General features: G+C 59.4%; 11 protein-coding genes. 5 read left to right on the top strand and 6 right to left on the bottom strand.

Translation table 11 applies throughout. The features are described from left to right. Positions 1–47 precede the first annotated feature (47 nt). The 3 genes from PSH57_RS07165 to PSH57_RS07155 form a co-directional block, all read right to left on the bottom strand. Positions 48–1,196 carry a TDT family transporter gene (locus tag PSH57_RS07165; protein ID WP_305444854.1) on the bottom strand — a complete coding sequence of 383 codons (1,149 nt, stop codon included), beginning with the start codon at positions 1,194–1,196 and terminating at the stop codon, positions 48–50. A gap of 103 nt (positions 1,197–1,299) precedes the next feature. Further along, entirely contained in the window at positions 1,300–1,611 is a 312-nt protein-coding gene (locus tag PSH57_RS07160) for a cupin domain-containing protein (protein ID WP_256231118.1), read from the bottom strand. A gap of 38 nt (positions 1,612–1,649) precedes the next feature. Next, on the bottom strand, positions 1,650–2,834 hold the full coding sequence (locus PSH57_RS07155) for an MFS transporter (protein WP_305388706.1): 1,185 nt from the start codon (positions 2,832–2,834) through the stop codon (positions 1,650–1,652). A gap of 104 nt (positions 2,835–2,938) precedes the next feature. Between PSH57_RS07155 and PSH57_RS07150 the strand changes: the two genes are divergently transcribed. Together PSH57_RS07150 and PSH57_RS07145 are read left to right on the top strand one after the other, a co-directional pair. Then, entirely contained in the window at positions 2,939–3,478 is a 540-nt protein-coding gene (locus PSH57_RS07150) for a TetR/AcrR family transcriptional regulator (protein ID WP_305388705.1), read from the top strand. A gap of 251 nt (positions 3,479–3,729) precedes the next feature. Next, positions 3,730–7,200 carry a hybrid sensor histidine kinase/response regulator gene (locus tag PSH57_RS07145; protein WP_305416447.1) on the top strand — a complete coding sequence of 1,157 codons (3,471 nt, stop codon included), beginning with the start codon at positions 3,730–3,732 and terminating at the stop codon, positions 7,198–7,200. 81 nt (positions 7,201–7,281) lie between these two features. On the opposite strand, the gene PSH57_RS07140 is transcribed toward PSH57_RS07145, so the two are convergent. Together PSH57_RS07140 and PSH57_RS07135 are read right to left on the bottom strand one after the other, a co-directional pair. Further along, positions 7,282–8,637, bottom strand: a complete 1,356-nt coding sequence (locus PSH57_RS07140) for a DNA recombination protein RmuC (RefSeq protein WP_305390317.1) — start codon at positions 8,635–8,637, stop codon at positions 7,282–7,284. A gap of 205 nt (positions 8,638–8,842) precedes the next feature. Beyond that, positions 8,843–9,166, bottom strand: coding sequence for an SEL1-like repeat protein (locus tag PSH57_RS07135; RefSeq protein WP_305388704.1), 324 nt, complete (start codon positions 9,164–9,166; stop codon positions 8,843–8,845). Positions 9,167–10,133: 967 nt separating this feature from the next. On the opposite strand from PSH57_RS07135, the gene PSH57_RS07130 reads away from it, so the two are divergent. The 3 genes from PSH57_RS07130 (at position 10,134) to PSH57_RS07120 (ending at position 12,546) form a co-directional block, all read left to right on the top strand. After that, entirely contained in the window at positions 10,134–10,358 is a 225-nt protein-coding gene (locus tag PSH57_RS07130; RefSeq protein ID WP_007898912.1) for a hypothetical protein, read from the top strand. A 277-nt stretch (positions 10,359–10,635) separates the two neighbouring features. After that, complete coding sequence (locus tag PSH57_RS07125; protein ID WP_305388703.1) at positions 10,636–11,118, top strand: hypothetical protein; 483 nt, start codon at positions 10,636–10,638, stop codon at positions 11,116–11,118. Between the two features lie 144 nt (positions 11,119–11,262). After that, positions 11,263–12,546 (top strand): OmpP1/FadL family transporter, encoded by a 1,284-nt coding sequence (locus tag PSH57_RS07120; RefSeq protein ID WP_305388702.1) that lies wholly within the window; start codon positions 11,263–11,265, stop codon positions 12,544–12,546. Between the two features lie 89 nt (positions 12,547–12,635). Here the strand turns inward: PSH57_RS07120 and PSH57_RS07115 are convergent, their stop codons facing one another. After that, positions 12,636–13,187 (bottom strand): glutathione peroxidase, encoded by a 552-nt coding sequence (locus PSH57_RS07115; RefSeq protein WP_305388700.1) that lies wholly within the window; start codon positions 13,185–13,187, stop codon positions 12,636–12,638. Between the last annotated feature and the right edge of the window lie 123 nt (positions 13,188–13,310).

Here is a 13,310-nt window from a genome sequence, read left to right as displayed (position 1 = left end):
GGAATGAGGTTTTTCGATCCAGGCCACACATTACCTGTCTTTAACGATTATTTCGCCAGCCCCGCAATACACGGCGACACGAACAGCTCGCCGTGCCAGGCGCCGAGCAGCGTGCGCCGGCCGACAATCAGCCACATCACCGCCAGCATCGCCACCAGCACACAACCGAACACGGTAAAAAACCCCAGGCTCAGCAAGCTCGCCAGCTTCAGCGTCGCCAGCGCATACACGCCCAAGGGGAAGGTAAAGCCCCACCACCCGAGGTTGAACGGGATGCCTGTGCGCAAATACCGTGCGGTGATCAGCAGCGCCATCAGCATCCACCAGAACCCGAACCCCCACAGGGTGATACCGGCCACCAGCCCCAAGCCGGCGGCGACGTCGCCCAAGCCCGGCAGGCCATTGGCGGCAAAAATCAGCGGCGCATCGCCTCCCAGCAACAACATGCCCAGGGCACCAGTACCGATCGGGCCGAGGGCCAGCCAGCTCGAGGCGGCCATGTTTTCGTGGGGTAGTTTGTGCAAGGCCATGCGCAGCAGCAGAATCGTCAGAATGCTGAACGCTACGGGTAGGGAAAATGCCCAGAGGATATAGCTGGTGACCAGCATGACCAGTTGCGAATGAACGTCTGCCAGGTGCGGTGCCAACAACCCGCCACTGGCGGCGGCGACTTCGGCCGCCACCACTGGCAACAGCCACACGGCGGTCATCTGGTCGATCCGGTGTTCCTGGCGGGTGAACATCAAAAACGGAATCAGCACGCCGCAGGCCAGGGACATCGCCACGTCGATCCACCACAACGTTTCAGCCAACGGCACTACGCCCTCGCCCCAACGCGGCAAACCGAATACCAACAAGCCATTGATGAGGGTCGCCAGCCCCATGGGAATGGTGCCGAAAAACATCGAAACCGTTGAATGACCGAAAATCCGCCGGGCCTCGTCGAAGAACAACACCCAACGGGCGGTGTACAGCCCGGTGAACAACACAAACAACAGGATACTGAACAACCACAACCCTTCGGCCAGGACGCGCAAGCCTGGGACATCTCCCGGCCATTGCGCCAAGGCCAGGGCCAATACTCCGGTGCCCATGACGACAGCAAACCAGTTAGGCGTGAACTGGCGAATGGCTTCCAATGGCCTGGGTAAATGACTGAGTGGACGCAAACGGTTTGTTGCAGCACAGCATGGCATGGCGAACTCCTGCTCTCGGATGAGATAGCGCCATGCTAGATTCAAATCGAATATCTATATAACGGGTAATATCTCTATATATTATCGATTATACTAATATTTATCAGACGCTACCCTCAGTCTCAATCACCAGAACTCTCGCCTCCCCCAATGGCTTGGCCACATGTTCGGTGCCCACCGATGCGTAAAAAATATCCCCCGCGCCCAGCAAGGCGTCTTTCTCGACCCCCTCTTCCCGATAACTCATCTGCACTTGCCCATCGAGGACCACGAAGACTTCCTGACCGTCATTGATGTGCCATTTGTAGGGCTGGTCGGTCCAGTGCAAGCGCGTGGTAATGCCGTTCATGTTGGCGATATCCAATGCCGCCCAGGCGCGGTCGCCGGTAAAGGATTTGCTGCGGATAATTTTCAAAAGAGATCGCGCCAAAGAAAAAAGTTGAGAAGCCAAGGTTAACCCAAACCAGGCGAGGGCCGCGCCTGCCGTGACAGCCCCAACAAGGCAACGATCGACAGCACAATCAATACCGCGCCATAGCCATCGGTGGTCGGGATCAGCCCGAACACCCGGGTCAGGCTCCCCGCCAGCAGCGACGGCAGGCTGAAGGCCAAATAACTGAGGACATAAAACGCCGACATCAACCCGGCCCGCTCATGGGGCAAGGCCAACGGCATAATGCTGCGCAATGCCCCCAGAAAGCCTGCGCCGAAACCGCTGCCGGTGACCAGCGTGCCAACTAAGAACAACGGCAAGCTGGCACCATGCACTGCGATCAATACCAGCGCCAGACCGACCATCAACAGACTGGCGGCCAGGCGCAGCATTTTGTCGGCCACCTGGTTGCGCAGCGCGTAGATGCTCAACGCTCCGGTGAGCGTCAGCACCGCTACCAGCGCGCCGCCAATCAAGTTGGAGGTGGTTCCGGTTGCGGCCCGAACCAATGAAGGCGCCAGTGACAAGTAAAAACCGCCCACCGCCCAGGCCACCAGGTTCAACGGCAGTATCAGCCACAAGGCGCGCCGTGCCTGGATCGGCACATGTAAGGTCGGGCGCAAGGATTGCCAGGCACCCGGTTGCGGGCTGACGCTCTCTGCCAGAAACCAGAGGTAAATGGCCTGGATCAGGAATAACCCCAGCAGAATCCAGTACGTCAGTTGCAGGGGCAACGGCGCGAACTCGGCCAACATGCCACAGCCAAACGCCCCACAAGCCATGCCCAGCAAGGGCGCGACGCTGGTGATCAGCGGACCTTGCCGACGATCGAAGTCCAGCAAGGCAGCGCCAAGCACGCTGGTGGCCATGCCTGTGGCGAAGCCCTGAATCAACCGTGCACCAATCAACCAGGCGATACTGTCGGCGTTGATAAACAGCAGCATCGCCAGCATGTTGAGCAACAGCGCTACGAAAATCACCGGCTTGCGCCCCAGATAATCCGACAGCGAACCCACGGTCAACAGGGCCGCTAACAGACTGAACGCGTATACACCGAAAATCAGCGTCAGGATCCCAGGGGAAAATTGCAGTTGTTCCTGATAGAGGTGATACAGCGGGGTTGGCGCGCTGGACGCCGCGAGGAAACCGAGCAGGGTGATTGCCAGGAATATCAGGCTGGCACGGGTCGAAGCGGGACGGGACATGGGCACACTCCACAAAGGCAATCCACAAAAGCTAATTTTTCGCTTTTGTGGAGTGTGCTATCGACGCGCGCTTAAAGCAAATTCTTTGTGTTAAGGTCCGATCCATGGCTATTAAAGAAGGTTTACGCCCCGGCGGCAGAAGCGCCCGGGTACAAGAGTCGATTCATTCGGCGGTTCGCAGCCTGCTCCAGGAGCAGGACCGTGCCACTCTGACCGTGCCGCAAATCGCGGCCCGCGCAGGCGTAACGCCGTCCACCATTTACCGGCGCTGGGGCGACCTGCCGGCATTGCTGGGCGACGTTGCAATCGCCCGCATGCGCCCGGACAGCGAACCGCTCGATACCGGCAGCCTGCGCGGGGATCTTCGCGCCTGGGCCGAACAATACCTGGACGAAATGAGCTCCGAACCCGGGCGCAACATGATGCGCGACATCCAGGCCTGCGCCACGCCGGGCTATTGTGTGGGCATCATCAGCGGCCAGTTGCAGACCATCCTGGATCGCTATCCCGACGAGCCAAACCCGGGGGTCGAGCGACTGATTAATGTGGTGGTCGCACCCACGGTGTTTCGCATTCTCTTTGCCACCGCGCCGCTGGCGGTTGAGGAGTTGTATCGGTTGGTGGATATCGCGCTGGCTCAGTAAGACCGCATTCGCGAGCAAGCCCGCTCCCACATGGGACCTGTGGTGAACACAAATCTTGTGCCCACTGGAGATCCAATGTGGGAGCGGGCTTGCTCGCGAAGAGGCCCGAAAGAACATCAAATAATCTGAGCATTTTTCCCCACCTGCGACACCTCGACACGCCTCGACCTTGGTCGACACTGACGAACCTGAGCGGGCATGCGAGACTGTCCTGCCGGGCCTGCCCCGGGGTCTTTCGTTCAGGAGCTTCCATGTCGTTGTCCAGCGGGCTGATCGCCGTTGTTGCCCTGGCCTATATGGCCATCCTGTTCGCCATCGCCTTCTACGGCGACCGGCGCAGCACGCCGCTGCCCCCTCGTGTGCGGGCGTGGGTCTACAGCCTGTCGCTGGCGGTGTACTGCACCAGCTGGACATTTTTTGGCGCGGTAGGCCAGGCCGCCGAACAACTCTGGTCATTCCTGCCGATTTACCTCGGGCCGATCCTGTTGCTGGTGCTGGCACCGTGGGTCCTGCAGAAAATGGTGATGATCAGCAAGCAGGAAAATATCACCTCCATCGCTGACTTCATCGCCGCCCGCTATGGCAAGTCCCAATCCCTGGCGATTGTGGTTGCCCTGATCTGCCTGGTGGGTGTGTTGCCTTATATCGCCTTGCAGCTCAAGGGCATCGTCCTCGGGGTGAACCTGCTCATTGGCGCCGGGGCCGACACCACGGGCACCCGCGCCCAGGACACGGCGCTGATCGTTTCACTGATCCTCGCGCTGTTCACCATCGTGTTCGGTACCCGCAACCTGGACGCCACCGAGCACCACCGAGGCATGGTATTGGCCATTGCCTTTGAGTCGCTGGTCAAGCTCTTCGCCTTCCTTGCCGTTGGCGCCTTTGTCACGTATGGCCTTTACGACGGCTTCGACGATCTGTTCAACCAGGCGATGCTTGCGCCGCGGCTGGAGCAATACTGGAAAGAAACCATCAACTGGCCGTCCATGGTGGTGCAGACCGGGGTGGCGATGATGGCGATCATCTGCTTGCCGCGGCAGTTTCACGTGACCGTGGTCGAGAACATCGAGCCCCAGGATTTGCGCCTGGCCAAGTGGGTGTTCCCCGCCTACCTGGCCTTGGCCGCGTTGTTCGTGGTACCCATCGCCCTCGCCGGGCAGATGATGCTACCCGACTCGGTGCTGCCGGATTCATTCGTCATCAGCCTGCCTTTGGCCCAGGCCCACCCGGCGCTGGCGGTGCTTGCGTTCATTGGCGGCGCCTCGGCGGCCACCGGCATGGTCATCGTGGCGAGTGTCGCACTCTCCACCATGGTGTCCAACGACATGCTGCTGCCCTGGCTGTTGCGCCGCAACAACGCCGAGCGCCCCTTCGAAGTGTTTCGCCAGTGGATGCTGTCGGTTCGCCGGGTGAGCATTGTGGTGATCCTGCTGCTGGCCTATGTCAGCTACCGCCTGCTGGGGTCGACGGCGAGCCTGGCGACCATCGGCCAGATCGCCTTCGCCGCCGTAACTCAACTGGCGCCCGCCATGCTTGGCGCGCTGTACTGGAAACAGGCCAACCGCCGCGGCGTGTTCGCCGGCCTCGCCATGGGGATTTTCCTGTGGTTCTACACCTTGGTGTTGCCGATCGCGGCCCACAGCCTGGGCTGGTCGTTGAACAGTTTCCCGGGGCTTGCCTGGCTGCATGGCAACCCGTTGAACCTGCCTATTTCACCGCTGACCCAAGGGGTTGTGTTGTCCCTGGCCGGGAACTTCACCCTGTTTGCCTGGATCTCCGTGCTATCGCGCACCCGCGTGTCGGAACACTGGCAGGCCGGACGCTTCATCGGCCAGGAAATCAGCGCCCGCCCCAACCCCCGCTCGATGCTGGCGGTACACATCGAAGACCTGTTGCAATTGGCCGCGCGCTTCGTTGGCGAAGAACGGGCGCGCCAGAGTTTCATTCGCTTCGCCTACCGCCAGGGCAAAGGCTTCAACCCGAACCAGAATGCCGACAGTGAATGGATCGCCCACACCGAACGGCTGCTGGCGGGTGTGCTGGGAGCCTCTTCGACGCGGGCGGTGGTAAAAGCCGCGATTGAAGGTCGGGAAATGCAGTTGGAGGATGTGGTCCGAATCGCGGATGAGGCCTCGGAAGTGCTGCAGTTCAATCGCGCACTGCTACAAGGTGCCATCGAAAATATCACCCAAGGCATCAGCGTGGTTGATCAGTCCCTCAGGCTGGTGGCCTGGAATCGTCGATACCTGGAGCTGTTCAACTACCCGGACGGTTTGATCAGTGTCGGCCGGCCCATCGCCGACATCATCCGCTACAACGCCGAACGCGGCCTTTGCGGCCCGGGCGAAGCGGAGGTTCATGTCGCTCGACGCTTGCACTGGATGCGCCAGGGCCGTGCCCATACCTCTGAACGACTGTTCCCCAATGGCCGGGTGATCGAGCTGATCGGCAACCCCATGCCCGGCGGCGGCTTCGTCATGAGTTTTACCGACATTACCGCTTTCCGTGAAGCCGAACAGGCCCTGACTGAAGCCAATGAAGGATTGGAACAACGGGTGGCAGAGCGCACCCGGGAACTGTCGCAACTGAACATGGCCCTGACCGAGGCCAAAGGCACCGCCGAGTCGGCCTACCAATCCAAGACCCGGTTCCTGGCAGCAGTCAGCCATGACCTGATGCAGCCGCTCAACGCCGCGCGCCTGTTCTCCGCGGCCTTGTCCCATCAGCACGACGGGTTGCCGAACGAGGCCCAGCAACTGGTGCACCACCTGGACAGTTCGCTGCGCTCGGCCGAAGACCTGATCACCGACCTGCTGGACATTTCCCGGCTGGAGAACGGCAAGATCAACCCTGACCGCAATCCGTTCGCCCTCAATGAGCTGTTCGATACCCTCGGCGCCGAGTTCAAGGTACTGGCCCAGGAACAAGGCCTCAAATTCCGGGTACGGGGCTCGCGACTGCGGGTCGACAGCGACATCAAGTTGCTGCGCCGTGTGCTGCAGAACTTCCTCACCAATGCCTTCCGCTATGCCAAGGGACCGGTGCTGCTGGGCGTTCGCCGTCGCAACGGCGAATTGTGCCTGGAGGTATGGGACCGCGGCCCGGGCATCGCCGAAGACAAACTGCAGGTCATTTTTGAAGAGTTCAAACGCCTCGACAGCCATCAGACCCGTGCCGAAAAAGGCCTGGGCCTGGGCCTGGCGATCGCCGACGGACTGTGCCGCGTGCTGGGTCACACCTTGCGGGTACGTTCCTGGCCAGGGCGCGGCAGCGTATTCAGCGTCAGCGTACCGCTGGCCCGGGCGCAGACTGCTTTGCCCAAGCCCGTTGCCGAACCCAACGGTCATTTGCCAAAGGGCGCCCTGGTGCTGTGTATCGATAACGAAGACAGCATTCTGATCGGCATGAACAGCCTGCTGACTCGCTGGGGCTGCCAGGTGTGGACAGCGCGAAACCGTCAGGAGTGCGAGCACCTGCTCGCCCAGGGAGGCCGACCACAACTGGCTCTGGTGGATTTTCATCTGGACGATGGAGAGACCGGAACCGAGCTGATGGCCTGGTTACGCACCCGTATGGGTGAACCGATACCTGGCGTGGTGATCAGCGCCGATGGCCGCCCTGAGACGGTGGCGCAGGTGCATGCGGCAGGACTGGATTACTTGGCCAAACCGGTGAAGCCGGCCGCGTTGAGGGCGTTGTTGAGTCGGCATTTGCCGTTGTAGAGAAGATCGGTTTCCCGCCTGTCAGGCACACACTGTTTGGCATTTAGCCCAGTTTTTTTGCATCAATCCCGGAGGCTCGTATCAGACCTGGGGATTTTCGGTTTCTTCAGGCAGTTCCGGCAGCCCATCGACACCCGTCATTGCCCGTTCGAGCAATTCGGCTGGCAGGCTTTTGCTGGCCCGGGCGCCGAGCAATTTGAGTTGTTCGCTGCGGCTGATCAGGTTGCCGCGCCCTTCTGTCAGTTTGTTGCGCGCAGCACTGTAGGCTTTGTCCAGTTGCTGCAAACGGCTGCCTATTTCGTCCAGGTCCTGGATGAACAGCACGAACTTGTCATACAGCCACCCTGCCCGCTCGGCGATTTCCCGGGCGTTCTGACTCTGGCGCTCCTGTTTCCACAAACTGTCGATCACCCGCAACGTTGCCAGCAGTGTCGTCGGGCTGACGATCACAATGTTGCGGTCGAAGGCTTCTTGGAACAGGTTCGGTTCGGCTTGCAGCGCGGCAGAAAATGCGGCCTCGATCGGTACGAACAACAACACGAAATCCAGGCTGTGCAAACCATCCAGGCGCTTGTAATCCTTGCCGGCCAAACCTTTGACGTGTGCCCGTAAAGACACCACGTGTTGCTTGAGAGCGAGTTGGCCAATGCTGTCGTCCTCGGCCGCCACGTATTGTTGATAGGCCGTGAGACTGACCTTGGAATCCACCACCACCTGCTTGTCGCCGGGCAGGTAAATCAGCACGTCTGGCTGGAACCGTTCGCCGTCCGGACCCTTGAGGCTGACCTGGGTCTGATATTCGCGGCCCTTCTCCAGGCCGGCGTGCTCAAGTACCCGCTCCAGGATCAGCTCGCCCCAGTTACCCTGGGTCTTCTGGCCTTTGAGGGCGCGGGTCAGGTTGGTCGCTTCATCGCTCAGGCGCAGATTCAGTTGTTGCAGTCGCTCCAACTCCTTGCCCAGAGAGAAGCGTTCCCGCGCCTCGGCTTGATAGCTTTCTTCGACACGTTTTTCAAAGGACTGGATGCGTTCCTTCAGCGGATCGAGCAACTGCCCCAACCGCTGCTGGCTGGTTTCAGCGAAGCGCTGCTCACGCTCGTCGAAGATTTTTCCTGCAAGTTCGGCGAACTGTGCCCGCAACTCGTCTCGCGAGCCTTGCAGGTCGTCCAGACGTTGCTGATGACTTTCCTGTTGCTCACGCAGTTCGGCATGCAACGAAGCCGCCTGGGCATCAAGACGCCGCAGTTCCGCTTCTTTTCCGGCGCGCTCCAGATTCCAGGCGTGGGCCGCGTCTCGGGCATTGTCGCGTTCGATCTGCAGCAACTCGACTTCACGACAAGCGGCGGCAAGCTCGGCTTGCCGGGCGGCGTTGGCTTGGCCCAGGTCGCTGATTTCATCGCGGCACGCATCGAGCTGGGCATTCAAGCCGTCGTGAGCCATGTGGGCAGTAGCCAGGCGCTCTTGCAGTAATGCGAGTTCGGTCTGCGCGGCGCTGGCCTGGCGTTGCAGGTGCCAGGCCAGGGCGAGCAACGGCACTGCCGCACCCGCCAGGCCAAACAACAGGCTGGTCAAATCCATAGCCATGACAATTCCCGCCGATGAAATAAAGCCCGCAGGTTAACCAAGCGGCCAGGGGTTGCCCAGCTCAGTCTTCGATTTCACCCAGCGCCTGGCGAGCACGATGATCACCGGCCCTGGCAGCCTGGCGCAGCAGATCCTGGCCAATACGACGGTCCCGCGCGTTCCCGCATTCACGGCACATCAACTGGCCGAGGCGACTTTGCGCAGCGACCACACCTTCCCGGGCCGGTTGCTTGAGTAAACGGCCGGCCAAGTGTTTGACACTGTTATTTTCCCCAAGGCGCGGGCTGTCGAGCAGCCATTCGGCCACGCGCATCGAAATACGTTTGGGTGGGGTAACACCGGAGGGTGTGGAGGTAACAGGATTTGATACTGAGCGAAACTTCATAAAGCACTGTGGGACAGATCAGGAAGGCGCGCCACTCTACTCCTTTTTTCGCACGGGTAAAGTCGAAAAAAACCGGCACGCCCGTCCTAGAGCAAGCGCTTGGGACAATCCACAGAAGCTGTGGATAACTCAGTGGACAACCCCCCCTGAAGTCGCCGTAAGCCCTGTGGAATGGGGCCTGCGCTCAAACTGACGATTTTTTCACCAGTAAAAAAAAGCGATGTTTTTCATTGACTTAAATTTTGGATACAGGCACCCACCCCAGATTGTTCCCACATGACAATACGGTGACAACCCCCGGATTGAGTGTGCACAAGTAACACGTCAACCGGCTGTATCGCTGCGCTGTTTTGGCTCATTTGTGCGCTAAAACCTGGGGATAACCTGACGACGTGCGGGCCGTTGTCCTTTGGCTGGTCGCAAATCCATTACTCGGCTCCTGTGCTATAGCCGACCACCCTAAGGGCAAACAAACGATCATGTCGCGGCCAGGCATGATCTTTTTTGCCCAACGTCCTTCCCTTCGATCACTCGATCCGTTACTATCCGCGGCGTTAGTACCAAGCTGAAAGTCAATTCCGGGTCGAACACATCTCCACGGTCAGCCTTCTTCAAGAGAAGCCTCACCGACAAAAAGAGAGCGACCCCCTCGATGGTTTCCAGGTAATTCTTGCGTCAACACTGCCTTTGATCGATTGCAAAGGCTGTTGCCAGACTCGTTACTCTGACCGAACCAGCCTGCAAAATTGATCAGGATCTTCACCCCGGGCCCAGAACCTTTGCCCTTGATGTGTTGCCTGCCCTCCTAAGTACCTACCTGCCAGCCCAAGCGCGCACTTTATATAGCGCTCAAACTGGCTGCTTTGTTCCAGTCGGGTTCTTCGTTCGACCAATGGTGGTCGACGTTACTGGAACGTTTTAACGTTGCACGGTTCTTAACCGTGTCATTTGTAGGAACACCCATAACATGTCTACTCAAATCCATACACAGGATGCCATCCGCACCCTAACCAACGCTTTTGCCCCAATGAACTGCCTGATCATGGCCGCTCGCAAAGGCTGCTTCAGCTTCACCCTGGTCAACGAACATGGCATCGCCCGTCACAGCGAACGCCTGTACCCCGATCAGTACTCCAGCGCAGAGCCGCTGCAGGCCGTGATCGAGCGTACCCGTCAGGCACTGGTTGCCTGATACGCCACAAAGGCTGAAACCCCAAGGCCCCGCCCAAAATGCGGGGCTTTTTATTGCCCAAAATTTCTCGATAAAGCGCAATGGCTTAAGCACCGGGGGATATAACGGTTATAACCGTTCGGCGAAGATGTTTTAAAAACAGTCCTTTACAGCGGGAATATAACACTACACTTCAAGTCAAGCGGCATGATCCGCTTCCGGCGGAGCCTGAACCGAACCACTGCTGCCAAGCCCACACCTATTCAGGCTCTGCCCCCTTTCACGCTTCGAGGGTTTTATGGGTATCGCTGCCAGCGAACTGTGTCGATATGTGATCCGCCCGACGCTCCTGTATCTGGAGCGCCACAGTGCAACGGCGGAATCGTTGTTGCTGGGGATTGCCGCCAGCCAGTCTGCCTTGGGATCAGCCCTGCATGACCGTCGCGGGCACGGCCTGTACCGCATTCCCGAACCCCGCCACCGGGCGCTCTGGGACCATTATCTGGCGCTGGATCCGGAACGAGCCAGCCTGGTTCGGGGCTTGGCCAGCCAGCACGCCTTTCTCAGCGGCCCGCACCTGGAATTGACTGTCAACCTGCGCTACGCCACCGCCATTGCCTGGCTTTTGGTGGAGGAACAGAACCTTGCGCTTCCAGAAGCCGATGATCTGTTGGGCATGGCCCGGATCTGGCGCCAGACATTTCACCCTCAAGGGCGTCTGCGGGATTTCACCGGCGCCTGGCAACGTTGTGTTTCGCCGCTGAATCAGGTCGCCTGCTAAGGTGAAATCTGAAAAATTCCTACAACAGCCGCGAACCTGGTCTGATTGTCCTACAAAACCGCTCTAAATCAAGCCATACAGCCTATAGCGCTTACACGAAAATGTTGGTAATTTTCGCCCCGGTGATCACCTGGAGTTCTAACAATGAAAAAAATGATGCTCAAAACCACCCTTGGCCTTGCCGTTACCTTGGCATCCACGCAGATTTTCGCCAGTGGCTTTGCCTTGAACGAACAAAGCATCAGTGGCATGGGCACCGGTTTCGCTGGGCGTTCTTCCGCTGCCGATGATGCAAGCACTGTGTTTGGCAACCCGGCCGGCATGTCGCGCCTCAAGCGCCAGCAGGTAACGGGCGGTATGGCCGCCATCGACGCGTCCACCGACATCAACGACGCAAGCGGTAGCCAATCCGGTACCAACAAGGGCGACATGGTGCCGTTCACTGCCGTTCCGATGGGCTACTACGTCAAGCCTATCGATGATCAATGGGCTTTCGGCCTGGGTGTATATGCACCATTCGGCCTGATCACCGATTACGAAAGCAGCTTCCAGGGTCGCAACTTTGGCAGCAAGAGCGAAGTGAAAGTCGTCGCCTTCCAGCCAACCGTCAGCTACGCCTTCAACGACAAGGTGTCGATCGGTTTCGGCCCAACCATCAACCATATTTCCGGCGCACTGGAATCGACCCTGACCACACCGCTTTCGCCGAACGATGGCGACGTGAAGATCAAGGGCGACGACATTGGCTATGGCTACAATATCGGTGTGCTGGTCCAGGCGACCGACACCACTCGTGTTGGCCTGACCTACCACTCCAAGGTCAAGTACAAGCTTGAAGGCCACACCAAGGTAAGCCCGGGTGCCGGTACTCCCGCCGGGTTCCTGAGCGGGGCGCGTTATGACGCTTCGCTGGACATCACAACACCTGAGTCGGTGGACTTTTCGGTCACCCAGCAACTCAATGATGCCTGGACCCTTTATGCCGGCAGCACCTGGACTCGCTGGAGCCGCTTGAAAGAAATCACCGTGAACAACGAAGGCGTCACGCCTGCAAACGGTGGCGCACTGGCCCCTGCGTTCCTTGGCACCATTACCGAGGACCAGAACTGGCATGACACCTGGGCCTACGCCATCGGTACGTCCTACCAGTTGAACAAACAGTGGGTACTGCGTACTGGCCTGACCTTCGACCAGTCACCGACCAACAACATTGATCGCTCGCCACGCATCCCTACCGGCGACCGGACCATCTTCAGCCTGGGTGCAGGCTGGAGCCCGACCGAAGACCTGACCATCGACGTGGCGTATTCCTATCTCAAGGAAGAGAAAGTCAACGTCACTCACAGCAACGCCCTGGGCCAATCCTACGACGCTGAATACGAAAACAGCGCCAACGGCTTCGGCGTCGGTGCAACCTACCGCTTCTGATGATTCACGGCGGGCCTGACCCCCTCGCCATCTGAAGCGAAAAAAGCCCCGCGCTCTGCAAAGAGGCGGGGCTTTTTCGTGACTGGCGATCAGGGTCGGGACGCGATGGCCGCTTCTACCGCCTTGATGAATTCAGGATCGTCGGGTTTGGTCCGACTGGAGAAACTGGCGACGACCTTGCCCTGGCGGTCCACGACATATTTATAGAAATTCCATTTCGGCGCACCGGACTGTTCGGCCAGATGCCGAAACAACGGGATGGCGTCCGCGCCGCGTACCGCTTGAGGCTCGGTCATGGTGAAGGTCACGCCGTAATTGACGTAGCAGACCTTGGCGGTTTCAGCACCGTCCTTGGACTCCTGTTTGAAGTCATTGGACGGTACCCCCAGCACTTGCAGACCGTCGCTCTTATAGCGCTGGTTCAGTGCCTCGAGACCTTTGAACTGCGGGGCGAAACCGCAGAAGCTGGCAGTGTTGACCACCACCAGCGGCTGGCCGGCGAAACGCTGGCACAGATCGATATTTTCCTTGGCCCGCAACTTGGGCAGCGAGCCCTCCAGCATAGGTGGACAGTCCGCGGCCCATGCGTGCCCGGTCAAAGCCAGCAGCAGAGCGGGTATAGCAAGCCTGCGCATCAGCATGTCGCAATCTCCTTGAAAGCACGTCAGACCACGACGTTACTCCCCCGTGCCCGGCGCCGTCCACCGCTCAGCAGGCGCCCATGCCCAGTTGCATCAACGCCAACCCACCCTGATGCCAGCCCC

Origin of the sequence: Pseudomonas hefeiensis, from assembly GCF_030687835.1 — a bacterium.
GTDB lineage: Bacteria > Pseudomonadota > Gammaproteobacteria > Pseudomonadales > Pseudomonadaceae > Aquipseudomonas > Aquipseudomonas hefeiensis.
The sequence above is the reverse complement of the archived record's forward strand: the minus strand, read 5'-3'. Positions and strand labels throughout refer to the sequence as shown.